Origin of the sequence: Chondrinema litorale (assembly GCF_026250525.1) — a bacterium.
GTDB lineage: Bacteria > Bacteroidota > Bacteroidia > Cytophagales > Flammeovirgaceae > Chondrinema > Chondrinema litorale.
In genome coordinates this window covers 2,580,930-2,606,500 of record NZ_CP111043.1, presented here as the reverse complement: position 1 = coordinate 2,606,500, position 25,571 = coordinate 2,580,930, and the positions used below count along the sequence as shown (strand labels likewise).

The following is a 25,571-nucleotide window of genomic DNA, read 5'->3' as shown; positions in this document are numbered from 1 at the left end:
GAAAAATTGATAAAAAAATTCAATCGTAATTTATTCTTTGGGCAGATATTCATAAGCGCCAATATCAGGCAGCTCATCACGAGTGTTTCCATCGAGGTCTGTAGCGATATTTAACTGCATTCCAGCATCTACGGCCGGACTTTCACCTAATGAGTCTAAATGATAATCATTTTCTGAAGAATCAAAAAATAATGGATTTTGGTTAGGCAAATTCTCCGTATCGAAGTATGAGTAATTTGATTTTACAATATTTTTTTCAGCGATAATATTAAAGCCTACATCTTCAATTTGATCTAGCAAAAGCTCTTCTTCGAGCCTTCCCCAGATGATGTTATTGTACAAAGTGGCATTTAGCTCTTCTGCTAATGCCTCTGTATCACTTATTGGCAAATAATTAGTTATTACGAAAGAGGGCGCATCTCTAAACACATCGCGAGATTCGGCAGCAAATGTGTTGTTATAAAAATAATAATTACCCCCAGCAGTACAGAGCACTGTATTTTCTACACAGTCATATATAAGCGAATTGGTAATTTCTAAATCTGAAGAAACAGATTGAATGCCTGCCGAAACAAAATTTCTGATGATAGAATGGCTAATTGTGAGATCAGGGTTAACATCTTCATCTGGTGTTCCCAAATACAAACCAATGTTTCCATTTTCTAACAGCGCATAATCTATAGAGTTATTAGTACTGGTTTGTAAAAAGTAAATAGCATCCCACTGGCCAGGTGCATCAATATAGGTTTCGTCTCTGCGAATTCCTGTTACTGTTACTGGACTTTCTGCTGTTCCATTTATTGTAAGTGTACCACCAACAAACAATGCGGCACTAGGTGCAAAATAAACTCGGGTTCCTTCTTGCAGCGTAAGCGTACAATCTTCTGGAATGAGCAAAGAATCGTAAATCACATAAGGTCTTAAACTATCCCAAACACTATTACAATCTACACTTTGCACGCTGCCACTTCTAAAAAAGATAGCGTCTTGCCCCCATGAGACTAGTTTTACATCTTGAAAATTTCCATTGGTTTCAAAAACCACTGAATCTTGAACTATATATGGTAGGTCTTTATCTTGTGGATCTATTAAAACTTTTACAAGAATTAATAGACTATCGTTACCCAAAACTCTGGTTTTATTAAGCGAGTTAGCCTCAAATCCATTGATAACAAGTGAGTAAGGAGAATCCGTTTTATCCCCTATACTAATACTTTCTATCTCTACTGCATTATTAGAAGTATTGTATACTTTAAGACGCTTTGTAATACTCCCAACAGAAGTAAAAACTGTATCAAAAAAGATGGTGTCTGTAGAAAATGTAAGCTCGACACTTGGGTCGGTAGTTATTTTTTCTTCCTGTAATTCACAAGCATAAATGATACAGGCAAACAATAGAAATGATATTAAGCGTAAAAAATGTACCTGAACTTTAACGATAAACCTCACAATTACCTAATTTTTTGAAGCTACAACTGCTGTTGCAATACTACAATTAAATAAATTTTATTTTACTTAAATTCCTTAATTACTCAACTTTAATATAGTATGGGATAATTTTTTTTAAATTAATTTTTAACATTATCACAACACAAAAGATTTTTATCAAAATATATTAATACTTACAACTCGCACTTATCCAAAATGAATATTACCGGAATAATACCTGCTGGAGGCAGAGCATCTAGAATAAGCCCATTACCTTGCAGTAAAGAAATTATACCAATGGGTTTTAGAAAAACGCCAGATGGCACAAAAAAGCCCAAAGTTGTGTCACATTATTTATTAGAAAAATATAAAAAAGCAGGAGCCGATAGAACCTTCTTTATTTTAAAACCTGGTAAATGGGATATTCCCGCTTACTATTTAGATGGCAAAATGCTTGAAATGCCTTTGGCTTACCTCACTATGAATTTACCCTATGGTGTACCTTACACAATAGATAAGGCATATCCATTTATAAAAGAGGATATTGTAATGCTGGGTTTTCCTGATATTATTTTTAAAGAAAAAAAGGCATTTAAACTTAAAAGAGAAGCATTGCAAAGCATGGGTGCAGATATAGTACTTGGCCTTTTTCCAGTACTCAACCAAAAACAGGCTCAAAAATGTGATATGGTTGAATGGGATGAAAAAACAAATACTATCAAATTAATTGATATAAAGCCTAATGAAACTCCTTTAAATAAAAGCTGGCTTACAGCGTGTTGGAACCCAACTTTTACCAGCTTTATGCATCAGTTTCTTAAAGAAGATTTATCGATGAGAAAGTTAAACCCTGATTTACCAGAACTGTTTATGGGGCATGTAATACAAGCTGCCATGCAAAGCAATCTGGTAGTAAGAGGTATTTTCTTCGATAATGAAAACTATATAGACATTGGAACACCAGACGATTTCGCCAAAGCACAAAAAGGTTACCTGACTGATGAATTTTAAATCAATCAGGTATCCATTCCGGCAACTCTAAATAGCATATCTGCTGCCTGTAATATTTTGTTTCTTAATCTGTAAGGGTAAGTCGGATGCTCTCTTAAGAACTTTTTCACAATAAGTGCTGCCGATTTTGATTGATGCCCACTAAATGTTACAACCAACCAGCGCTTAGGGAAAAATATATCTCCACTTTGCTGTATTTCTTCTAATAGACTTAAACTCTCTTCAATATATTTTTCTGAGTATTTAGCTCTTAGAGGATGATGTAAATACCCCACAGCTTCTAATACCCAAGGTTCGTGGTTTCTATTTTCTTTATCTTTTAAGCTTTCAAAAAAACGATCTCTCACAGCCTGCTTGTTAGATAATGCATCTATTACAAATGCCATTCTGGCTTTTCTATCAGGATTGGTAATGCGTTCTAGCTGTTCATGAAGTATTTCGTCTGCTTTATCTACATCTCTTAATGCTAACTCACATGCAATACTGGTAAAGTCACTTTCTGAGAGTACCATGTCATTCATTGGCAAATCACCATCCCAGATTAACTTTAATCTGGTAACAGATTCTTCGGTTTGTGCTATTGAAAGATAACTTCTAAAATAAGCTGCCTTGGCACTTTGCCCTGGTGCTGCATCCATTATTTTCCATAAAATTGACTCTACTCTTGGAGCCAACTCTCTTCGCTCTTTCGCTGGATAAAAACGCCAATAAACTTCTTCTAAATAACCAAGTATATTTTGAGTGTTCAGCGGTTCATTTTCATGAGGTAATGCCTTTAATAAAACTTCCATAAAAGTTTCGTAGGCTATTTCTCCTCGAAGCAGTTCTTCATACAAGGCTATCCAAGCGGCACCTCTTAGCACAGGGTCTTCTATTAAATATACATTTTCGATAAGGTAATTTCTACTGGCTTTATCCAAATTAAAATACCCATAACCAGAACCATCGCTATTTGGCAATACAAAATCAGGCTTTTTTAAACCTTCTGCTTCTGGTAATTCTGTGGTTTTACCAGCTAGCATTACCGGAAAATCTTTTACATTTCCCTTGTTATAAACTAAAGCCGTTGTTATCTGCTGTTGCCAATAATGCCCCTCACTAGTAGTTCTTTTTTGTTTGAATTTAATTGATTTGATCTTGTCGTTTTCCAGTACTGTATTTACTGAAACTTGAGGCATACCTGCTTGTTTTACCCAGTTATCGCTCCACTCTACCAGATCGGTTTCTGTTTTACCTGCCAAAATTTTAATAAGATCGTCCCAATTAGCATTGCTGTAAGAGTAAGAGCTTAAATACTCTTGTAAACCTTCTCTAAAATCTTCTTCACCTACAATTTTCTCAAGCTGGTTCATCACTACAGGTGCTTTCTGGTAAATAATTCTACCATACAGAGAGCCTGCATCTTTTAGGTTTTCCAACTCTTGTTGAACTGGATGCGAACCCATTGTTCTATCTTCAGAATAAGCTGCCGGATGGTGAGCCAGTAAAAATCTTAATTGATGGTTTATTTCTGGGAAATTTGGGTTTACGATCTTGGCAGCCATAAAGTTGGCAAACACTTCTTTTAACCAAACATCATTAAACCATTTCATTGTTACCAAATCGCCAAACCACATATGAGCCGTTTCGTGAGCAATTAAGCTGGCTCTTCCTAATTTCTGGTTTTGTGTAGCCATTTGGTCTAGCATAAGGCTAGATGATTTGTAAAGGATTGAGCCTACATGCTCCATCCCTCCGAACTGAAACGAAGGAATTAACACAAAATCAAACTTCTCAAATGGCAGTGGAATACCCGTATAGTTTTCGAGCCATTCTAAAGCAGATGCATGCAAATCAAAAATAGCTTCCTGATTAATTTTTATCTTCTCTTCATCGGTTTCTCTATGATACATCGTCATAGAGCGACCGTTTCTGTAAGTATTAATTGTGGAGAATTTACCTGCTACAAAGGCAAATAGGTATGAACTAATCGGCTTGGTCTCATTAAAAACATAAAGGTGTTTGCCATCCCAGAATCTTTTTTCGAGCATTCTGCCATTAGAAACAGCCACCCAAGTTTCAGGAACTTTTAGAGAAAGCTTATATTTTCCTTTAATATCTGGCTGATCGAAGCATGGAAATGCTGTTGATGCTCTATCTGGCACAAACAGCGTATACATATAATCTTCATTTCTATTTAATGCACTGTTACCAGCGGCAAAACTGATTTGCACTACATTTTCACCCTTCTTTAATACAGAAGCTGGAATTACGATATGTTCTTTTTCAAAAGTCCAGTCAACAGCTTTACCGAAAACAGCAACTGTATTTATATTTTTTTTATCCTCATTAAAATCAAGCACTAAAGGAGTTACTTCATCTTTAAAAGAAAATGTAAGCTGGAGTCTACCAGCTATAGAATCAGTTTTAGTTTCGGGAATATTGAAGAATAAATCGTAAGATACGTTTTCAATCGTGGCTGTTCGCATATCAGCCAATTCTTTAGAAACACCACTTTCTTTGACAGTCCAATTCTTATTTTGCGCAAATCCGAAATTGATCAATGTGTTAATTAATACTGCCAGTACTCCCATTCTTTTCAATATAAGCATCATTGCAATTATTACTCTTTTAGTAAGACCTGTAAATTCAGGGTTAGGGAAGGAACCAAATAGTATTGCTAAGTTAAGAAAAAACTTGATCAAGCATGATATTCAGCTTGTTCATCTAAAAAAATAAGCTTTACAGTTTTGTTTAATCCATTTAGATTTTCTTTACATAAACTTAGCAGTTAATTTTTTGGAGAAAGCAAACAAATCATCAATAACAATACATTTGGCACTTTTTAGTGTAGCATTTTTGTATGGAGCGAATTATAATATTGCCAAACTTGCTACACCTGAGTTTATAAGTCCCTCTGCCCTTGTAGTACTCAGAGTTGTATTTTCTACGATATTTTTCTGGGTTTCTGGAGTTTTTATCAAAAGCCAACCTATTCCCCGAAAAGCCATATTATCGCTGCTTTTATGTTCTGTGTTTGGTACAGCAGGCACCCAAATGTTATTTCTGAAAGGTCTTTCACTTACCAGCCCTATTAACGCCTCTGTAATAATGACATTAACACCAGTAATGGTGCTTCTGATATCATTTTTTTTTGCTGGTGAGCATCTTAATAGATTTAAGTTTATTGGAATTGCACTAGGTATTATCGGAGCGTTTTTCTTAGTTGGTGGGCAAAACTTCAGTTTTAGTGGAGAAAATGCACTTGGCGATTTCATTATCGTACTCAATGCTTCGGTCTTCGCATCTTATCTGGTATTGGTAAAAAAATTCATGTTAGAATACCATCCAATAACTGTAATAAAATGGGTTTTTCTTTTAGGTTGTCCAATGGTAATTCCCTTTGGTTATAATGAACTAGTACATTTAATAAACTGGAATGAATTACCTTCATTTGTCTGGCTATCTCTTATTTATGTAATTATTGGAGCCACATTTCTGGTTTATCTTTTAAACACTATTGCCTTGAGTAAAGCCAACCCAAGTCTGGTCGGTTTTTATATCTATTTTCAGCCAGTTGTTTCTACACTTATTGCTATAGCTTTCTTTAATGAAGTATTAACTATCGAAAAAATATTTTTCTCTTTAATGATTTTTACAGGAGTTTGGTTGGTAGGTAAGAAAAAAAAGCCCCTCCAAACAGAGAAGCTTTAACCTAATATTTTGATAGTATTCGAGATTTATTTCCAGCGCTTGTCTTTAAATAACTTTATAAAAGACTTATCTTTTGTCTCTTTTGCATACTGAATTGGCTTTTTACCATTCGCATCTTTTGTTTTAGTATTCGCACCTTTTTTAAGTAGTGCTTCTGCCACTTCGTATTTGCCATCGAGTGCAGCTAAATGCAAAGCAGTATATCGATTATCAGTATATCGATTAGAAAGGCTTGCACCATGATCTAACAGGGCTTCTACCGCCTGTACATGGTCTGCATGAATTGCACTGTAAAGTGGCGTTTGCCCTGCCTCATTCACTGCATTTACATCTGCGCCTTTAGCAACTAACAGATCGATAATTTTTTCGTAACCATAAAATGCTGCCTGGTGTAAAGCAGTATTTCTTAACATATCACTCGATTCTGGATCAGTGCCAGAATCTAACATACTTTCTACTTGTTGTACATTATTTCTTTGTATAGCAGTAAATATTGGAGGAATATTACTTTCCTGAGCAGTTGCTGTAAACAAACTACCAGAAACCAGCACAACAGCTAGTGAAACATTTTTGAACAGCTTTTTTAAACTTGTCATTGTGATATTATAATTTATTGGAAAATCTTTTTTTAATTAATATCTCTCCACTTTACGATAAATTGAAGTTTAAGGATTTAAAAAAATGATATTTTGTTACTGTCTGAACATTTATAATTTTGCTCATTCTTAAAAAGCAAAATATTTTGTTTATCATTACCGCATAAAAAACTAATTTATTTTAAAGTATCAGTTGATACTTTTTAGCAGAAAATGGTAAACAACTGTACACTACAGTTTAGAAATCGCAATGGAGCCAAATACTATTTATGTTGCTTTATTAATTTTTTCTTTGATCATTTTTCTAATTGTCTACTTTTCTACCAGAGGAGCCACGACATTAGATTTTTTTAATGCTCAAAAAAAAGCCCCTTGGTTTGCAGTAGCTTTCGGAATGGTGGGTGTAGCAATGTCTGGTGTACTATTTCTTTCTATACCGGGAGATGTAGGTCAAAACGGATTTAGCAATATTCAGTTAGTTTTCGGATATCTACTAGGTTATACCTTTATTGCTACAGTCTTATTACCCATCTATTACCAGTATAATCTAATCTCAATATATTCTTTTTTTGAAACAAGATTTGGATTCTGGTCGCACAAAACTGGTTCATTTTTCTTCCTCATTTCCAGACTTTTACGTACTTCATTTAGGGTTTTTATAGTTGTAAGTATTTTACATGAACTCTATTTTAGTAACATGGGTATAAGCTTTGGAGCTACGCTATTTTTCGGTGTTACTTTCGTTTGGTTATATTCTTTTAGAGCTGGTATAAAAGGCATTATCTGGACAGATGTTTTTAATACCTGCGTAATCATCTTTTCCATCTTATCGGTATTTTATATGCTGGTTTTTAAAATATCAGATGGTTTTAATGATGCCATGATAATGATACAAAACAGCTCTTATGCAGAAGCTTTTGTATGGGAAACTGGTAGTAAAAATCATTTTTTTAGACAGTTTTTTAGTGGCGCTTTTATAGCCATTGTGCTAAATGGTCTCGACCAAGATATGATGCAAAAAAACTTGAGCTGTAAAAGTATAGGCGATGCTCAAAAAAATATGCTTTGGTTTGTGCTTATTCTAGTCGCTGTAAATATTACATTACTGGCAATGGGCGCTATGTTGTTTATCTATTCAGATGCACAACAAATTTCTTTTACAAGTATAGACTTATTTACTTATATAGCTACAAACGAGCTTGGGCAAGCTACTGCAATACTCTTTATGTTGGGGCTAATTGCTGCGGTAATTTCCAGTACAGATTCGGCAATTATATCTCTTACTACTTCTTATTGTATTGATTTTCTGGATTTTACAAAAACTAGAACTGGAGAAGCAAGAAAAAGAATGAAACGAATTCAAGTACATTTATTTTTCGGATTCCTTCTTTTTGCCTTGGTAATGTTTTTAAGAGCTATAAACAATGAAAAAATTGTTGAGGCTATATTTACTGTTGCAGGTTATACTTATGGGCCACTATTAGGTTTGTTTATATTTGGCATCTTCACCAAATGGAATTTAAAAGATCAGCTAGTACCTATTGTTTCTGCTATTGCGCTAATTATTTCTTATTTGCTAGATTTCTTCTCTGAAGAGCTTTTCAATGGATACAAATTCGGTTATGAACTAGTACTGATAAATGCGCTTATGACATTTACAGGTTTACTTTTAATTATTAAGAAAAAGGAAAAGCAGCCAAAGGCTGCTTAATTTACATTGGACTCATATTTATATAAGTCATTATACTATTCCAATTTCTCAGTTTTAATTTTAGTAAGCATAATCACTTATTTATCGTAAATGTAGTAGGTCGTTCTTCCATCACGCATTAAGAGTTTTGCGTTTGCTGGCAATTTCTCAATCTCGATATCTTTCTCACTCCTAAGAGTAAACACTTCATTACCTTTTATGTCATACACAACTACTTTGTATTGACTCTCACTTTCAAACTCTTCTAGAGTAAACTCAACTACTTTTTCTGTGTCTTGCTTAACAGTTGGTTTTTCCTTTATCACAGGTAAAACTACTTTTTTACTTACTACTACTAAATCTTCGCTTTCGCTTACAATCTTAGCGCTGTCTTGCGCATAAAGGTTAACTGCAAAAAATACTAAACTTAAAATTACTGGAATAAGAATTGACTTTTTCATGATTTTTTTATTATTAAATAATTTTTAAAAGTCAAATTATCCAAGCAAGCGCCAAAGAGAATATAACACTGATTATCAAACACTTACAGTCAATTCCATAAGATATTAGCAATAAATAACTGTTCGAAATAAAAAAATGGCGTACGAAATCGCACACCATTTTAGCAAAAATTTAATTTTTTTTATCCGATTACAATCGAAGCCTTAAAAACCTGCTACTCCATTAACAGTTGTATATTTTAGAGTGATGTTTTTACCCGGATTAATGTATTTATAAGCCGATTGCACCATTAAAGTAGCTTCGTGGAATCCACAAAGAATCAACTTAAGTTTACCCTCATAAGTATTGATATCACCAATTGCATATATACCTGGAATGTTGGTACTATAATCCAATGTATTTACTTCAATTGCATTTTTATCAATATTTAAATTCCAATCTGAAATTGGGCCTAGCTTAGGAGAAAGTCCAAATAATGGCACATAGTGATCTGCATTAATTGTGAGCTCACCATCAGTTTTATGCTTAACCACAACACCATCTAAAGAACCATTACCACTCAAACCAATTACTTCTGAATCTGTAAGTAGCTTAATATCACCACTTTCTGCCAAATTCATTACTTTTTCAACAGAATCTAGTGCGCCTCTAAATGCCTTTCTTCTATGTATTAAAGTAAGCTCAGTAGTAATTTTAGATAGATATATAGCCCAGTCTAGCGCAGAGTCTCCACCACCTGCTAGTACCACTTTTTTATCACGATAAAACTCTGGATCTTTAATAATATACTCAACTCCTTTGTCTTCGAAACTTTCAAGATTTGGAATTGGTGGTTTACGTGGTTCAAAACAACCTAAACCACCTGCAATTGCAATAACTGGTGCAACATGTTCTGTACCTTTGTTGGTGGTTAGCTTATAGCGACCATCTGGTAATTTCTCTAAAGTTTGTGCTCTCTCACCTAAAGTAAAACCAGGTTTAAATGGAGCAGCTTGTTCCATTAGTCTGTCAACTAAATCTCCGGCTAAAATCTCTGGATAGCCGGGAATATCATATATAGGTTTTTTAGGATAAATCTCTGCGCATTGTCCACCAGGTATGGGTAAGGCATCAATTAAATGGCATTTCAATTTAATTAAGCCAGCTTCAAAAACGGTAAATAATCCACATGGTCCTGCCCCTATTATTAATATGTCAGTCTCAATCATTTTAATTATTGTTGTTTAATTAATCATTATGCTAGTTGCTAGTATAAATCGACATAATTAATGGTTAACCATATAGCACTGGGAAAAGTGCCATTTTTTATTCATAAAAAACAATTACTTCATCTTTACTTTTTCTTTTAATATCTGGCACTTTTGCATTTTCAGGAGCATAGCCAACAGGTATTAATAAATAAGGTTTTTCATTCTTAGGCCTGTTTAAAACCTTAGCTAAAAAATTCATTGGGCTAGGTGTGTGTGTAAGAGCAACTAAACCAGCATTATGGATGGCCGTAAGCAAAAATCCAGTAGCCAACCCAACCGATTCACTCACATAATAGTTGTTCTTTTTATTTGCTTCTTCCACTTCAAAAGATCGCTTAAAAACAACTATTATCTAGGGTGCAGTTTCTAAAAATGGCTTGTACTCATTGGTTGCAAAAGGTTTTAAGTCTTGCAGCCAAGTATCTGACATCCGGCCACTATAATTAATTTTTTCTTCTTTTTCTGCAGCTTCTCTAATTTGCTTTTTTACCTCTGAGTTTGAAATTGCACAAAAAGTCCAAGGTTGCTTATTTGCACCAGAAGGAGCTGAAGAGGCCGTCATGATAATTTTTTCTATTACTTCTTTAGGCACAGGTTTGCTAGAGAACTCTCTAAGCGACCTTCTTTGGTTCATGAATTTATAAAAATCTGAGACTCGTTTAACAAGTGCCTCACCCTCATAGGCTTCTTGCCTAAAAGGAATAAACTGATTACTTTCTTCCATTTTGAAAATAATTTAATAATAAGAAAAAAGGAAGCAGCTCTTTTGAGGAATGGGTACAAAGAAACTTACTATCCGGAGAGAAAATAAAATTAAAACAAAGTTAAGGTTGCAGACTAAAATTTACAGTTTCTTTATCATTTTTTTGCACAATATTTTAATTTCTATCAAACCCTTAAGTCTTTAAAAAGTTGATATAATATTAGCTCAAATATATAATAACTTTAAGTTGGATTTAATGGTTAAATTGCTATATATAAGGGCGTAAGCATTATTTGCTACTACAATTTAAGAGTTAATTTTTATATCAGGATAAATAAGATTGTTAAAATAAAAACAGCTAAATGTCTCAAAAAATAATTATTGTATCTAACAGGCTGCCTGTTACCATTCAACAAAGTGAAGATAAGTTTAATTTTATGCCCAGTGCTGGCGGTCTTGCTACCGGCTTAGGCTCTATTTATAGAAAAGGAGATAACCTTTGGATTGGATGGCCTGGTTTATACGATCTTACCGAATCAGACGAACAATATATCGGAGATGAGTTAAAGAAAGACTACATGGCTCCTGTATATCTTTCTAAGCAAGATATTCAAGACTATTATGAGGGCTTCAGTAACAGGACAATATGGCCACTTTTCCACTATTTTACAGAATATACCAAATACATTCCTGAACTATGGGATGCTTATGTAAGAGTAAATCAGAAATTCTGCGACACTATTTTACAACATGCCAGCGATGGTGATATTTTGTGGATACACGATTACCAGCTTTTACTAGTGCCTATGATGCTGAGAGAAAAGCTTCCGAATGCAACTATCGGTTTTTTCCAGCACATACCTTTTCCATCTTACGAAATTTTCAGACTACTACCTTGGCGAGAAAAAATACTCGAAGGTATGTTAGGAGCCGACCTCATTGGCTTCCATACCTATGACGATATGCGCCACTTCCTTAGTTCTGTATCAAGAATTTTAGGCCATGGCAGTACAATGGGGCAAATTCGATTGAATAATAGAATTGTTGGCGTGGATTCATTTCCAATGGGAATCGACTATGAGAAGTTTACCAAAGCGACTCATTCGCCAGAAACCATTGATAAACTTAAGAAATACTTCCAGATTTTATCCAATCAAAAAGTAGTACTTTCTATAGATAGGTTGGATTATACCAAAGGTATTAAGCAGCGACTAGAAGCTTTTGATATGTTTCTGGAAAAATACCCTCAGTATTTGGGTAAAGTTTCAATTATATTGATTGTGGTACCGTCTAGAGTTAAGGTAGATCAATATAATCAACTTAAAAATGAAATTGATACAATTGTAGGTCGCCTCAATGGTAAGTACAGCCGAATGGACTGGAATCCAATTCACTATTTCTATAGATCATTCTCATTCCATGCACTTTCTGCCTTATACAGCAGTGCAGAAGTAGCTCTTATTACTCCTCTTCGCGACGGAATGAACCTCGTTTGTAAAGAATACATTGCTAGTAAGCTGGATAAAAGAGGCGTTTTAATTCTTAGTGAAATGGCTGGCGCAGCTAAAGAACTTTCAGAAGCAATTCTAATTAACCCGAACGATAGTGACCAGTTAGTTGAAGCGATGCATCAAGCATTGGAAATGCCAGAAGAAGAGCAAATTGCCAGAAACGAAGAAATGCAGAACAAGCTGAAACGCTACAACATTCACAGATGGGTGGAAGTGTTTATGCAGCAATTAGATAAAGTAAAAGAATTACAAGTAGGTTTAAATCTGAAGTTGGTAACTGGTAAAACTTTAGATAAAATAGTTAAACACTATTCTGAAGCAGAAAGTAGATTGATTTTACTAGATTATGATGGAACGCTTAAACCATTTGCTTCTAATCCTAAAGCAGTAAAACCAGACGAGGAACTTATCAACTTATTAACTAAGCTTACTGAAGACCCTAAAAACCGCGTAGTAATTATTAGTGGAAGGGACAAAAGCACTCTTGAAGAGTGGGTTGGCCACCTTAAAATTGATTTAATTGCAGAACATGGAGTTTGGCTTAAGAAATTAGGTGCTGGTTGGAGCACAATTGAATTGCTAGACCAAGGCTGGAAAGAGAAAATTAGATCAATTCTAGACCTATATGTAGATAGAACTCCGGGTTCATTTATAGAAGATAAAGACTATTCTCTTGTTTGGCATTACAGAAAAGCTGATACAGATTTTGGAGAATTAAGAGCCAGAGAATTATTATCAAACATTAATTACCTTATTGCTAATATGGATTTACAAACCATGGAAGGTAACAAAGTAATTGAGATAAAAAGTAGAGCCGTAAACAAAGGAAAAGCAGCAAGCAAATGGTTAAATGAAGGAAAGTATGACTTTGTATTTGCCATTGGAGATGATGTGACAGACGAAGATACATTCGCCGCTATGCCTGATACTGCTTACACTGTAAAAGTTGGTTTAACAGCCACGGTAGCAAATTATAATGTTAAGTCTCCAGAAGAAGTAAGAGAAGTACTTAACACTTTTGCTGATACGAAATAAATAAAATTGATTCATTAGAAAAGCAAAACGGCATTTCAGAATTCTGAAATGCCGTTTTTTTATATTGTCGTAATCATTATTTCTCCATAATACAGAAAAAGTCAAAACACTTATCTGCATCTTCATCAAAATGATAATCGGCTAAAGAAACCTGCTTTACCAAAGAATCATTTCCTTTCTCTAAAGACTTTCTATTCATCCTGTTTAATATATCGTAAGGAACCTGCAAAATCCTTCTTGGTAATTTGTATTGCAAATTGAATATATCGAAACGGGTTATTTTTTCTACCGAGGCTTTGTTTTGCTCATAATATTCCATCACTTTTTCACTACCAGTAATGCCTTTAAGATCAACCTTGCTAAAATATTTTTGCGCAAGTGCCAAAAGCTGATTGTAAGTATACTCTCTCACATGCCAAGGATTTCGGGTTAAAGAGAGCTTAATATTAGGCGTAGTAATTATCGCTTTACCACCAGGTTTTAGTACTCGCTCTATTTCTTTAATAAAAAGCTCATCGTCTTCAATATGCTCTATTACCTGAAAGCTGATAACTGTATCTATAGAATTAGATTCTATAAAATCTAATGGAGGAATATTTTTAGATATAAACTTAAAATTAGGATAAGTTTTTCTGTGCAAAGCCAGCAACTCCTCATTTTTATCTATACCAGTATATTTTTCGCAATTTTCTGCAACTAGCTGCATGCCTCTACCTGCACCACAACCAATTTCCAAAACTTCGCCTTCAAGCATTTTTGCAGCCTCTACATAGGCGTAAAATAATCTCTGGTGAATTACATTATCACTGGTTTCCTCGTGCGAAGTGATTTCTGTTGTACTAAACATGCAATTGTTATTATAAATAAAAAATTGATTCGGCTTGTACCAAATCTGTAAAGCTAAATCTTAAAAAATGCCGCTCTTAGTCTTTTAACTAAAAACAGCATTTCGTATTTATTTTTTTGAATTAAAACTTAACCCCTAATTTCTTTAAAGTAGCTTTCGCTGTGTTTTTCAGGTTTTCTTTTACAGCCGTTTTCACCTTTTTAGATTTACTTTCTGTTGGGCGAGCTTTAAACACTGTATCGTGGTAACCTACAGCTCCGTCTCTTTCATTAGTATAGAAATAGGCAAAGAAAGATTTTCTTGTTACATCTTCTGGAATGGTAATTTTTGAATAACCATGATAAGAAATCTCACTTGTTTCGAAAATCACACAACGATTAAACATTGGTAAAACCATTTTATCGCAGTTAGACATATCTGCATTCCACATTTCTAAAGCACCTCCATATTCTTCTTTCCAGTTTTTTTCCAGATAAATTAAAAGATTTAATCTTCTGTGTACATTTTTTATATGATGGATATTGAAATCGATATGTACATCTAAAAAGCTACCATTAGTACCTTGGTGAATACCAGAACCCATGTGGTCATCTGTAATAAAAACCTCATCGATACCTGTTACACCAGATACCCATTTGTAAAATTCTGGTGAGGTAAAATCTTCTTTTATTTTAGAGAATACAGGATGGAAAACACCAAAGTCCGAACCTTCCAGTTTATTTTCGTTAAGCCCTTTCCAGTGCGTTTTTAATTCTTGCACACTCGGAAAATTCTCATATGCCTGCAAAGCAACTTCTTCTGACAAAAAATTATCCATTACAAGATGTCTGTAAGGTAGTGCTGTATCAAAATCGTGTTTAAGTTTGCTTACAGTTTCGGTTGAAGCGTATTCCTTATTAAGTATATCCATGGTTTTATATTAAGCTTTTCAAAAATTTAAATTCAGAAAATTTGAAATCTATATCTTTAAGGTTTCTGTATCTCTTCAAAAATAGCGTATTTTCACTTTACAGGAAACCAATCTTTGTATTCAATCATTTTAAACAAACATAAGGAGTACATTATTCCAATTTTATTGTTTAAACTTTAGGCTTCCATCCGTAGATAATTGAAAATAATACATTTAAAAATAATACTTATGTTTTTTAATAACACTTTAAAAATACATACTAAACACTTTTTATATTTTTTACTTTTTGTAATACCGGGTTTTGCTGCAGCTCAGGAAAAACAAATGTACTGCGATGTACAAGTGTATAACTCTGGTGCTTTACAAAATGTGGAAGTAGCTTTTGAGGTTGCCCGACTATCAGAAGAATTACAACCTACTGCTATACAGGCTAATTATCAGGTTTTGAGTAACGATAAAGTAGTTGAAAGTAAAGATATTAACTTTACTAATACACCTGTTGAAAAAATAAACAGTACCTTTTATTTCAATTTTATAATTGAACAAGCTACAAACAATGCTCGACTTAAACTTACTATAAAAGATTTAGCTACCGGGCAAAGCATCTCTAAAGAAGTATATCTAAATAAAAAAGAACAAGTAGTAACATATAGTTTTCGAAATATTAGTAATCCGGTTTATAGTGGCTTTGTATGCCTCGGAGAAAAGTTTATGTTACAAGATGATGTTGACAAACCGATTTACTTAGTGAGGTTTACAGATAACTTTTTGCCTGCTGCACCTCCAATGGGTAACGATATGAATGGTGGTAGCAAAGAACTTACTGTAGATAGCATTTTAACAGTAAGAACCAATGAGCCTATTATTCTGAATAAAGAAGCCCTCTATTTTGCTCAAGAAGACACAAGCACAGTAAAAGGTATTGGTTTTAGAGTAGTAAGCCCAGATTTCCCCAAATTTAAAAGTGTGGAAAACCTCGCCCATTCTATGATTTATATTTCTACCAATAAAGAAATAACTTCATTTTTAAATGCAGAAGACAAAAAAGCTGCACTAGATACTTACTGGATTAATGCAGGAGGAAGTGTAGATATCGCCAAAAAAATGATAAAAGAATACTACCAAAGGGTAACCTACGCCAATAAAAGTTTTACCAATTACAAAGCTGGCTGGAAAACCGACCGCGGAATGCTCTATATCGTTTTTGGCCGACCTGCAGAAGTGATCTCGGTAGAAAATGGTGAACAATGGGTATATTTTGTAGGTAAAAGGAGAAAAAGAGTTACATTTGAATTTGTAAAGAAGGCAAATATCTTTAGCGACTTTCACTATGAGTTATACAGGTCTCCTGCATATAAAAAGTTTTATTTTGATGCTGTGGAATTATGGCGAAAAGGAGAATTATTCTTGCCATGATAACAATTTGCTGAGTTATTTGCTTTACCTTATAATAAATCAACCTATTAAAAATAACCAGCTAATTCATTTACAGATAATTTAACAGGAACATCTCGTGACGCAAAAGTATATTACTTTTATTGGAGATATTCATGGTTGCTTTTTCTCCTTCAGATCACTTCTGGAAAAAATTTCTCAAGCAGACAACAAGATTGTCTTAATGGGCGACATCATTAATAAAGGAAAAAGATCTTACGAAACCTTCTCATACGTAAAAAAGAACAAAATAACCCAGCTAATCGGTAACCATGAGTTTCTTTGTAAACATAGAAATCATAAGTGGGCGAAAGAAACGTGGTTAAACACAGGGGGCACCGAAACCATAAAATCTATAAAAGCTTCTTTGGGAGTAAACTCCGAAAAACAGATACAAGAAGTATTGGCAGAAATGTCTTATTTTTTTGATCAGGCATTACCCTACCTCATTGTAGATACACAATATGGTAAAAAAATCGTAGCAACTCACGGAGGTATAAGCAACAGAATATTTAGGCAAAACAATTATAGTTTAGAGTTCTCTCTCAGTATTGACCTACGCATACCGGGCTCATACATATTTAATAAAGGAGATTTGGCTAAAATTCCGGGTTGCATACAGGTAATTGGGCACCAGCCAACAGAAACAAACTTTATTAATAGCAATGGCAATTACCGAATAGATACTGGTTGTGTGTATACCAAAAGAGGAATGGGGGTTTTAACAGCGCTTCGGTTCAATTTACACGAAGAAGAACCGCCTACAGTTTTCCAACAGATTTGTATTGATTAAATCAATTTGAAATAAAAATTTATAAACAAAAAAGGGATTGCATTTCGCAATCCCTTTTTATTTATATCAAGATTAAAACTTAAGCATCTGCTGTTTTAACTTTTCCTTGTTTTCTATCCTTTTGCTTCTCAACCATTTTTTGAGTATCGTACACTAAAGGTGTCGCGATAAAGATTGAAGAGTAAGTACCAACGATAATACCTATTAACAATGAGAATGAGAAACCTCTAAGAACTTCACCTCCAAATAAGAATAGAATTAATACAACAAGTAAAGTTGTAAATGAAGTAATTAAAGTTCTGTTTAAGGTACTATTTACAGATTGGTTAATAGTATCTTCGAATGGTTGGCTTTTTCTTAATCCTAAATACTCTCTTACACGGTCAAATACAACCACGGTATCGTTAATTGAGTAACCGATAATTGTAAGCATTGCTGCCACAAACACTTGATCAACCTCAAAACCAAAGCCTAAGAAGTTAGCAATTGTATAAATACCTAATACAACTAATACGTCGTGGAATAGAGCGGCAATCGCACCTAAACCGAATCTCCAGTTTCTAAATCTTACCCATACATAGAAGAAGATTGCTAGAATAGAGAATAAACCTGCAGTAAATGAAGAGTCTCTGATATCATCAGCGATGGTAGCACCTACTTTAGATGTACTTGGTATTGTAAAAGTTTCTGGAGATAGCTCAGTTTCATTAGATGTGTATGTAGTTCCAGTAAAATCGGTAATCGCAGATTTTACAGCTTCTGTTACAAGGCTATCAGCTTCAGTAGATTCATTATCTACCATGTAGTTTGTAGTGATTTTTAGTTTTTCACCTTCTGCACTACCATACGTTTTTACTTCTACACCTGAGTTTTCTAAGTTTTTCTGTAATGCTACTTCAAGTTCTGAAGGAACTACTTGCTTTTCGAACTCAACGATAAACGATCTACCACCTTCGAAATCAACACCATAATTTAAACCATTAATGCTGATAACCACAAGACCAACTACGATAACAACTCCTGAAAGTACGTAAGCTGCTTTTCTTTTACCTAAGAAGCTGAAGTTTAACTCACCAAGTAAACTTTTAGAGAAAGGAGTTACAAAAGAAATGTTGCTTTGGTTTCCTTTCTTAGTCATGAAAGAAACAATAACTCTAGTGATATAAACCGCAGAGAAGAAAGAACAAGCAATACCAATCATTAATGTAACTGCGAAACCTTTAACTGGACCAGAACCAAAAGAGTAAAGGAAAATACCAGTTAAGAAAGTAGTAACGTTCGAGTCAAAGATTGTCCAGAATGCTCTATCGTAACCATGGTTAATTGCATTCAACAGGTTATTACCTTCAATTCTCATTTCTTCCCTAATACGCTCAAATATTAGAACGTTAGCATCTATCGACATACCAATGGTTAACACGATACCTGCAATACCTGGTAGCGTAAGTGCCGCATTTAACTGAGCAAGAATACCGAAGATAAAGAAGATGTTAAGAATAAGTGCCACATTAGCAACAAGACCACCTTTAGCATAGTAAGCAATCATAAATATTACTACTAAAGCTAAACCTGCAACTACTGAAATAATACCTTCGTTCTGAGCTTCAATACCCAATGAAGGACCAACAACAACTTCTTCTACAATTCTTGGAGAAGCAGGAAGTTTACCAGCTTTCAATACGTTTGCTAAATCTTGTGCTTCTTCTATAGTAAAGTTACCAGTGATTGAAGAGCTACCAGTAGGTATTTCACCATTTACAACTGGTGCAGAATATACATAGCTATCAAGTGTGATAGCGATTTGATTTCCAACATTGTCACCAGTCATTTTTTTCCATTTCTTAGCACCCTCAACGTTCATATTCATTGAAATATCAGGGTTACCATACTGGTCGAAACTTTGGCGAGCGTCAACTACAACTTCACCAGTTAAAGGCGCTTTACCTCCTCTGTTCTTTTTAAGTACAAATAATTGTATTACTTCTGTAGAGTTACCTTGCGCATCTTCTTGTGGCTTTACAGACCAAGTAAACTGTAAGTTTGGAGGAACAAGAGAAAGAACTTCTTTGTCCATAATGATCTGGTTAATTTTACTTGTATCCATCACTCTGTATGCAAGTGAGTTAAAACCAGGTACATTTAAACGGAAAAGATCAGATACTTGCGCTTGTTGTGCATCAATAGCTTGCTGTATTGAATCTGCTAATGCAGCTGAATCGTTAGCAGCTATATTATCTCCACCTTCAAATAAAGGCTCAGTTTCATCATCTGCCTCTTGCTCAAAAAGTGCGTCTGAAGATGTAGTACTATCAGTTTTTACAGTAGTTGTTCCATCTGCATCTGCTGCTTTTTTCTTTTTAACAAGGTAGTCGTTGATAGCTAAAAGATATTGTTGGTATTCTTGTGGAGTCCATACTTCTAAGAACTCAAGTTTGGCAACACCTTGTAATAGTTTTCTAATACGTTGCGGGTTATCTACACCTGGTAATTCTATTTGAATTCTACCAGTACCTTGCACTCTTTGAATTTGTGGTTGAGATACACCAAATTTATCAATTCTTGTACGAATAATATTAAAAGTACGATCGATTGCACCTTCTACTTCTTCTTCGATTACTTTTTTAACATCACTGTCATCAGTATCAAAATCAATTCTTCCTTTATTAGCAGTATTAGCAAATACCTGATTTAATTTAGTATTTGGAGCTAATTCCTCAAAAGCCTGAAAGAAAAGTGTAGTAAAGTTTTCTTGGCTATTTTTCTGTCTTTCGGCAGCAGCTTCAAGTGCCTTTTTAAACTCAGGATCGTCATTATCTCCTGAAAGAGCAGTGATAATTTCTGCCGGAGAAACCTCAAGTGTAACGTGCATACCACCTTGAAGGTCAAGACCTAAATTAAGCTCACTGTTTTTAACATCCTGATAAGAAAAGCCTAAAAATACAGGCTCGTTCCAAATAGAATCTAAGTAAGCCTGCTTTTTAAAATAATCCACCGATCCACTTTCTGTTCTGGCAAATTCGTTAGCTTTTTCCTGAACGTTTCGGGATACCAGTGTAAATGAAAGGTAAAATAAACATAGCAGCGTGATAATCACGGCTAAAAATATAATTCCGCCTCTGTTGCGCATGGTATATAAAATTTAATTGGTATTTATTTCTATATAAAAAATTTTAGCTAGGCATATAAAAAGTGATGCCTGCCTTTTAATGAATGTGAGTTTAGTTTATAGCAAATGCTACTATGGTGCGTGAGGAGCCGAAAAGAATAGCAATATATTCTTTATAAAACATAGTAAAGAGGGGGTAAATGCAGTTTGGTAAAATGCTCCCTCATTGGTTAAAAGAACGGGCAAGACATAATTAAAAATTATGCCTTTAACAGGTTGAAAAGGAACAAAACTAGTAGTACCTACAGAGATTACAACTGATTGCTCTATTCTGCAAGTATTCTTATCGTTTTGGTTTTCATCATCATCTGCATTATCTTTTACCTCTTTAGTAATATATTGCTGATGCTCGGTCTGTTCAATAAGCTGTAAAGCATTTGCAAGCAATGGTGATGATAACACCATAACAGCAAATACCCCTGTAAATAATAACCTTATGAACTGACTCTGTTTTTTCATAGAGGGCACAAAATTACTGATTCAATTTAATAATTAAAAATCAGGATGAAATATTGATATTTTTCTTATTTTACATACACATTTTTTCATTTTAAATCCACATTATATGAAAAAACAGGAAACGTACGACTTATTAAATGATCTGTATGAAACCTATCAGTACCTTATGACAAAGATAGATCATACAAAAGAATTACTTGAAAATGCCAACAATGATCCGCTGGTAGATTTTGAAAAGCAAAGAGTGAAAGACATTGTAGACTCTATTGTAAACAGGCACGATGAAATACAAACTGATATTCAACAATTAAAAAATATGGCCATGGATTAAAAAAAACTACTTTATAATAAGTTGCCAGCTCTACTTTATTGTAAATCTGGCAACTTTTTAGGCGACCTTTTCTAAAAAAATCATATTGTTTCTAATTTCTTTTTAAAAACAAGAAGCACTTTTTCAAAGTACTTATCTATTTCAATAGCTACTTTTTCCTTATCTTCTAGCTCTCCGTTACTGTTTACTAGTTCCTTTTTTGTTTCTGTTAAATAGTTTAAAAAACCATATAATTTTAAGAGGTTTAACAAACCAGACATTTTATGATGAATTTGTCGGTAAGATTCTATATTACCCTTAAGTACAGCATCTACCAATACACTTTGATTATTTAACAATTCTTTTTTCGACATTTCTAAAAACGTGGTATAACTGTCTTTATCAGCAGAAAAAAGCCTATCTGGTTCTGAAAAGTCAATATCAATTGGAACATCTAGTAACACTGCTTCTTTTATTTCTTTTTGTACAAGCAATTCTTTCTCTTGTAATATCTCTATCTCCTTTTTAATTGGTCTAATTTTATGTTTTTTAATTACCTCATACAGCTTATCATGATTAACAGGTTTGGATAAAAAGTCTGTCATTCCACAGGCTCTTACCTCTTTCATAATCTGATCGCTCAAACCAGCAGTAAGTGCTATAATTGGTATTTTTTTGTAAAAAGAATTGCTAAATGCTCTAATTCTACGGGTAGTTTCAAAACCATCTATACCAGGCATTTGTAAATCCATAAGCACCATATCGTATTCTTTGTTCTGTATTTTATGAATACCCTCATATCCATCAGAAGCAGTATCGAGCTCTATACCCCAGCTTGCTGCAAAACCCTTCATAATGAGCTGGTTAGTATCTACATCCTCTATATAAAGAATTTTTATTCCTCTAAAATCTCTGATATGTACTGTTGAATTTTGCCCTCTGTTTTTTATATCGTCTTGTTTAACTTTATTATATTCTATCATTACAGAGAAAGTGGTGCCTTTATTAACTTTACTATCCATTTCAATTTCTCCACCTTGTAACTCTATCAGATTTTTAACTATAGACAAACCTAAACCAGTACCTCCAAACTTTCTGGATGTATCTTTAGATGCTTGTTGGAATGGTTCAAATATTTTTTTCTGTTTTTTTATTGGAATGCCAATACCTGTATCTTTAACATTAAACAGGAGCCTAACTTTTTTGCTATCTTCTTTTACAACTTTTACTTCTAACTCAACAGAGCCAATTTGAGTAAACTTGATTGCATTAGATAAAAGATTATTAAGTATTTGGCTTAATCTTGTAGAATCACCTTTTACATACCTGGGCAAATTTTTAGTTTTTTGGAGGGAGAACACGATATTTCTATCGTTAGCCTGAGTTTTATAACTAAGAAAAGTATTTTGCAACATCATGTGCAAATCGAATTCATTATTTTCGAATTCAAGTTTACCTGCTTTAATCTTACTAAAATCTAAGATATCATTAATTAGAACCATGAGATTGCTTGCAGAAAACTTTATCGCTGAAAGAAAACGTTTTTGATCTGACCTTGAATTTTGCTGTAATAGCAATTCATTCATACCAATAATGCCACTTAAAGGGGAGCGGATTTCATGACTCATTACAGAAAAGAAGTTTTCTTTGGTTCTCATTGCTTCTTCTACTTTCTGTTTAGCCCTTCTTATTTGTACCTCAGCTTTTTTCTGCTCAGTAATATCTGTATCTGTACCTATTAGTTTCTCTGGTTTTTGGTCTTTATTGAAAATTATTGAAGCACGGATAATCATCCAGCATTTAGATGAGTCCTTTTTACTTCTCATTTGGACCATCTCAAAAGGCTCTTTAAACTGACCTTTTTCCAGATAATTTTTTAATGCACTCTTAAAGCTTAAAAATTGAGATACCCCAATAATTTTAGTAAATTCTTCTTTCTCAAAAAATAGATTTTCTTCAGAATAGCCATATAAGTAGGCTAGATTGTTATCATATTCAAACTTGTCTTCCGGAATTTTATATTCCCAAACACCTGTTTTACCTGCTTTTACAGCAAGCTCATAACTTCTGTGTAAATAGCGATATTTGTTTTCATTATTTTTTCTTTCGGTAATATCCATAATGGACCCCAGCATTCTTTCCGGGTTTCCATCAGAATCGAAAGTAAGGTATGCTCTGTTAAAAAAATGTCTATATTCCTGTTTCTCCTCAACCCAACATTTAAACTCTCCATCCCAATGGCTCAACCTATCTGATAAAGCCATTCTCATTTTTTCATTGATTATTTCTTTATCATCTGGATGGATTACTTTGAGCAATAAACTTATATGGGGAATTGTATTTTCTGAAATACCTAACTTTTCATATAATGCAGGATTCCACCAAACGCTATTTGTTAGAATGTTCCAATCCCAAATAGCATCATTTGTCGCTCTGGCTATTAGGTTAAATCTTTCCTGACTTTTAAGAATGGCTTCTTCATATTGCTTTTTCTTGGTATAATCCATACCAGAAGCGATATATTCTTTTACCATTCCGTTTTTATCAAATAGCGCAGAAATCTCCCAGCGTGTCCAATAAGAATTATCACCAGAAATAAAGCGGAACTCTAGTGTAACAGAATTATTTGGATCGGCTTTTATATCTGCCATGGCAGATTCAAAAATAATTCTGTCGTCTGGATGTATAAACACATCTGATAAACTGTGTATAATTATTACCGGATCTGCATTTAGAAACCGGCTAAGCGAATCGTTTACATAATTAACTTCTGCCTTTCTGTTAAACCTGATAATAAAATTTTTCTGAAAATCGAGTAATACTCTTACCGCTTCTTCTTGGTGCTGTAACTCAGTATTTCGTTTAATGAGTTGCCTAACATCTTTCTTTAACTGATCCTTATAATCTATTAGAGCTCCTATTCTTTCTTTTTTAGTAGAATCGTTTTGTGCTATCAATGCGATAACTACTTTATCTACTTTATCTTCTCTTTTTACAGGAATTAATTCAACTACAAGGCTTTCAAATTCGAGATTAACAATTTCAACAATATTTTCATCATTCAATACACGCTCAAAATTCTCTAATATAATTGCCTGTAATAATTGATCTTTTTTATTTTTTATCAGATAATCTTCCAGATATAACTCTTCCTTAATCTCTTCTCTATTACCTGCCTTTAAAGCATACTGCACTTGCTTTTGGGTATTTGTAACAAGTATTTCTGCACCTGAATAAGTTAATATAGATTGGTACGCATAATTTTCTTCTATAAATTCGAAGTGAAGTTCATCGTGTGCACTTATATCTCTAAGAATACAGATGAAATGTGTAACTTCATTATAGGAGTTTCTTTTATAAGGAATTACTCTCATATGAATCAGCTTTATATTCCCATTCATATGAATTGCTCGAAAATGAATTTCCCAATTACTTCTGGAACCTTCTTTAATGTTATTTCTTAAGGAAAATATATTTTCGTAGTCACCAGCATGTATAATTTCATTTCCGTAATACCAAATACTTTTCTTATCGTCGTATTGATATCCCAGATAATTAAAAAAGTTTTTATTCGAATAAACCTGCTTAAACCCTTCTATTTCATTAATACTGATAAAGTCTGTGCTGTCTTTAATGAGGGCGCCAAGTATTTCAGAATCTGATGCCTCTGAGATACTTTCTTCTTCTATAAGTGAAGCAGTTAAATGAAGAGTGGTTTTATTGTCGCTATCGTCGAAGTGTTGGCAAAGATTCGCGTAGTAGTAAACTATGCCATGTACATCGGCGTCGAATTTTAGTTTTAGGGCACATGCTGGGTTACTTGGAGAAAAGCTATTTATTTTTTGATTTAATACAGGAGATGTACTACCAAAAAATTCAGATAAGGTTAATGGAATACCATCTATCCCCTGAATGTTTTCAGAGATATTTTTACTTGTATGCAATACGTCTCCCACATCATTACATTCTATAAAAAATGAATTGGGAACTGGTTCAGTAAAATTAATCTTGAATTTGAGCTCGACCATGCAATTAGTTACTCTCTGACAATATTTATCTCAGGGAAAAAGCGATGCAAGCTTCAGTTATTAAATCATCTTCAATTATTGTTGTAATTTACAAAGCAAATTTCGAAAATTTCAACATACCTAATTTTTTTTAACACTATCTAAAAATGTCATTTAAACGGTATTTATTAAGAGTAAAAAATAATAATACAGCTTTGTTTTGGATATGATGACACTCAAAATAAAATTTCTTGTAATTTTGCAGC

Annotated in this window: 19 protein-coding genes; 7 read left to right on the top strand and 12 right to left on the bottom strand. The window is 33.7% G+C overall.

Translation table 11 applies throughout. The features are described from left to right. Window positions 1-30: 30 nt before the first annotated feature. Window positions 31-1,449 carry a right-handed parallel beta-helix repeat-containing protein gene (locus tag OQ292_RS10790; protein WP_284682137.1) on the bottom strand — a complete coding sequence of 473 codons (1,419 nt, stop codon included), beginning with the start codon at window positions 1,447-1,449 and terminating at the stop codon, window positions 31-33. A 195-nt stretch (window positions 1,450-1,644) separates the two neighbouring features. On the opposite strand from OQ292_RS10790, the gene OQ292_RS10785 reads away from it, so the two are divergent. Then, complete coding sequence (locus OQ292_RS10785; protein WP_284682136.1) at window positions 1,645-2,439, top strand: sugar phosphate nucleotidyltransferase; 795 nt, start codon at window positions 1,645-1,647, stop codon at window positions 2,437-2,439. A 5-nt stretch (window positions 2,440-2,444) separates the two neighbouring features. Here OQ292_RS10785 and OQ292_RS10780 read toward each other — a convergent pair whose 3' ends face one another. Next, window positions 2,445-5,123, bottom strand: coding sequence for a M1 family metallopeptidase (locus OQ292_RS10780; RefSeq protein ID WP_284682135.1), 2,679 nt, complete (start codon window positions 5,121-5,123; stop codon window positions 2,445-2,447). A gap of 94 nt (window positions 5,124-5,217) precedes the next feature. Here OQ292_RS10780 and OQ292_RS10775 point away from each other — a divergent pair, with 94 nt between their 5' ends. Beyond that, complete coding sequence (locus OQ292_RS10775; protein WP_284682134.1) at window positions 5,218-6,132, top strand: DMT family transporter; 915 nt, start codon at window positions 5,218-5,220, stop codon at window positions 6,130-6,132. A gap of 26 nt (window positions 6,133-6,158) precedes the next feature. Here the strand turns inward: OQ292_RS10775 and OQ292_RS10770 are convergent, their stop codons facing one another. Further along, window positions 6,159-6,728: an ankyrin repeat domain-containing protein gene (locus OQ292_RS10770; RefSeq protein ID WP_284682133.1), complete on the bottom strand. Its 570-nt coding sequence runs from the start codon at window positions 6,726-6,728 to the stop codon at window positions 6,159-6,161. A gap of 292 nt (window positions 6,729-7,020) precedes the next feature. Here OQ292_RS10770 and OQ292_RS10765 point away from each other — a divergent pair, with 292 nt between their 5' ends. Beyond that, window positions 7,021-8,439, top strand: a complete 1,419-nt coding sequence (locus OQ292_RS10765) for a sodium:solute symporter (protein WP_284682132.1) — start codon at window positions 7,021-7,023, stop codon at window positions 8,437-8,439. Between the two features lie 77 nt (window positions 8,440-8,516). On the opposite strand, the gene OQ292_RS10760 is transcribed toward OQ292_RS10765, so the two are convergent. The 4 genes from OQ292_RS10760 to OQ292_RS41005 all read right to left on the bottom strand — a co-directional run bounded on the left by OQ292_RS10760 (window position 8,517) and on the right by OQ292_RS41005 (window position 10,854). After that, on the bottom strand, window positions 8,517-8,879 hold the full coding sequence (locus OQ292_RS10760; RefSeq protein ID WP_284682131.1) for a hypothetical protein: 363 nt from the start codon (window positions 8,877-8,879) through the stop codon (window positions 8,517-8,519). A gap of 204 nt (window positions 8,880-9,083) precedes the next feature. After that, a complete protein-coding gene (locus OQ292_RS10755; RefSeq protein ID WP_284682130.1) occupies window positions 9,084-10,088 on the bottom strand; it encodes an NAD(P)/FAD-dependent oxidoreductase in 1,005 nt (334 codons plus the stop codon). 97 nt (window positions 10,089-10,185) lie between these two features. Next, window positions 10,186-10,452, bottom strand: coding sequence for a nitroreductase family protein (locus tag OQ292_RS41010; protein ID WP_348970574.1), 267 nt, complete (start codon window positions 10,450-10,452; stop codon window positions 10,186-10,188). Window positions 10,453-10,482: 30 nt separating this feature from the next. Then, a complete protein-coding gene (locus tag OQ292_RS41005; RefSeq protein ID WP_348970572.1) occupies window positions 10,483-10,854 on the bottom strand; it encodes a nitroreductase family protein in 372 nt (123 codons plus the stop codon). A 341-nt stretch (window positions 10,855-11,195) separates the two neighbouring features. On the opposite strand from OQ292_RS41005, the gene OQ292_RS10745 reads away from it, so the two are divergent. Next, a complete protein-coding gene (locus tag OQ292_RS10745) occupies window positions 11,196-13,379 on the top strand; it encodes a bifunctional alpha,alpha-trehalose-phosphate synthase (UDP-forming)/trehalose-phosphatase (RefSeq protein WP_284682129.1) in 2,184 nt (727 codons plus the stop codon). A gap of 76 nt (window positions 13,380-13,455) precedes the next feature. Here OQ292_RS10745 and OQ292_RS10740 read toward each other — a convergent pair whose 3' ends face one another. Next, the gene (locus OQ292_RS10740; protein WP_284682128.1) at window positions 13,456-14,226 is read right to left on the bottom strand and encodes a class I SAM-dependent methyltransferase; all 771 of its coding nucleotides are present in this window, start codon (window positions 14,224-14,226) and stop codon (window positions 13,456-13,458) included. Between the two features lie 121 nt (window positions 14,227-14,347). Next, the gene (locus OQ292_RS10735) at window positions 14,348-15,136 is read right to left on the bottom strand and encodes a 2OG-Fe(II) oxygenase (protein WP_284682127.1); all 789 of its coding nucleotides are present in this window, start codon (window positions 15,134-15,136) and stop codon (window positions 14,348-14,350) included. A gap of 228 nt (window positions 15,137-15,364) precedes the next feature. On the opposite strand from OQ292_RS10735, the gene OQ292_RS10730 reads away from it, so the two are divergent. Then, window positions 15,365-16,552 (top strand): GWxTD domain-containing protein, encoded by a 1,188-nt coding sequence (locus OQ292_RS10730; RefSeq protein ID WP_284682126.1) that lies wholly within the window; start codon window positions 15,365-15,367, stop codon window positions 16,550-16,552. A 97-nt stretch (window positions 16,553-16,649) separates the two neighbouring features. After that, window positions 16,650-17,363 carry a metallophosphoesterase gene (locus tag OQ292_RS10725; RefSeq protein WP_284682125.1) on the top strand — a complete coding sequence of 238 codons (714 nt, stop codon included), beginning with the start codon at window positions 16,650-16,652 and terminating at the stop codon, window positions 17,361-17,363. A 79-nt stretch (window positions 17,364-17,442) separates the two neighbouring features. Here the strand turns inward: OQ292_RS10725 and secDF are convergent, their stop codons facing one another. Together secDF and OQ292_RS10715 are read right to left on the bottom strand one after the other, a co-directional pair. Next, window positions 17,443-20,490 carry a protein translocase subunit SecDF gene (gene secDF, locus OQ292_RS10720; protein ID WP_284682124.1) on the bottom strand — a complete coding sequence of 1,016 codons (3,048 nt, stop codon included), beginning with the start codon at window positions 20,488-20,490 and terminating at the stop codon, window positions 17,443-17,445. A gap of 111 nt (window positions 20,491-20,601) precedes the next feature. Next, window positions 20,602-20,988, bottom strand: a complete 387-nt coding sequence (locus OQ292_RS10715; RefSeq protein WP_284682123.1) for a hypothetical protein — start codon at window positions 20,986-20,988, stop codon at window positions 20,602-20,604. Between the two features lie 106 nt (window positions 20,989-21,094). Between OQ292_RS10715 and OQ292_RS10710 the strand changes: the two genes are divergently transcribed. Then, on the top strand, window positions 21,095-21,319 hold the full coding sequence (locus OQ292_RS10710) for a hypothetical protein (RefSeq protein WP_284682122.1): 225 nt from the start codon (window positions 21,095-21,097) through the stop codon (window positions 21,317-21,319). Window positions 21,320-21,399: 80 nt separating this feature from the next. On the opposite strand, the gene OQ292_RS10705 is transcribed toward OQ292_RS10710, so the two are convergent. Further along, window positions 21,400-25,326, bottom strand: a complete 3,927-nt coding sequence (locus OQ292_RS10705) for a PAS domain-containing protein (protein WP_284682121.1) — start codon at window positions 25,324-25,326, stop codon at window positions 21,400-21,402. Window positions 25,327-25,571: the final 245 nt, after the last annotated feature.

What these genes read in the sequence shown, in the direction of transcription:
- OQ292_RS10785 (WP_284682136.1), top strand. Translation starts at nt 1,645, where the DNA reads ATGAATATTACCGGAATAATACCTGCTGGAGGCAGAGCATCTAGAATA.
- OQ292_RS10770 (WP_284682133.1), bottom strand. Translation starts at nt 6,728, where the DNA reads ATGACAAGTTTAAAAAAGCTGTTCAAAAATGTTTCACTAGCTGTTGTG.
- OQ292_RS10760 (WP_284682131.1), bottom strand. Translation starts at nt 8,879, where the DNA reads ATGAAAAAGTCAATTCTTATTCCAGTAATTTTAAGTTTAGTATTTTTT.
- OQ292_RS10755 (WP_284682130.1), bottom strand. Translation starts at nt 10,088, where the DNA reads ATGATTGAGACTGACATATTAATAATAGGGGCAGGACCATGTGGATTA.
- OQ292_RS41005 (WP_348970572.1), bottom strand. Translation starts at nt 10,854, where the DNA reads ATGGAAGAAAGTAATCAGTTTATTCCTTTTAGGCAAGAAGCCTATGAG.
- OQ292_RS10745 (WP_284682129.1), top strand. Translation starts at nt 11,196, where the DNA reads ATGTCTCAAAAAATAATTATTGTATCTAACAGGCTGCCTGTTACCATT.
- OQ292_RS10740 (WP_284682128.1), bottom strand. Translation starts at nt 14,226, where the DNA reads ATGTTTAGTACAACAGAAATCACTTCGCACGAGGAAACCAGTGATAAT.
- OQ292_RS10735 (WP_284682127.1), bottom strand. Translation starts at nt 15,136, where the DNA reads ATGGATATACTTAATAAGGAATACGCTTCAACCGAAACTGTAAGCAAA.
- OQ292_RS10730 (WP_284682126.1), top strand. Translation starts at nt 15,365, where the DNA reads ATGTTTTTTAATAACACTTTAAAAATACATACTAAACACTTTTTATAT.
- secDF (WP_284682124.1), bottom strand. Translation starts at nt 20,490, where the DNA reads ATGCGCAACAGAGGCGGAATTATATTTTTAGCCGTGATTATCACGCTG.
- OQ292_RS10715 (WP_284682123.1), bottom strand. Translation starts at nt 20,988, where the DNA reads ATGAAAAAACAGAGTCAGTTCATAAGGTTATTATTTACAGGGGTATTT.
- OQ292_RS10710 (WP_284682122.1), top strand. Translation starts at nt 21,095, where the DNA reads ATGAAAAAACAGGAAACGTACGACTTATTAAATGATCTGTATGAAACC.
- OQ292_RS10705 (WP_284682121.1), bottom strand. Translation starts at nt 25,326, where the DNA reads ATGGTCGAGCTCAAATTCAAGATTAATTTTACTGAACCAGTTCCCAAT.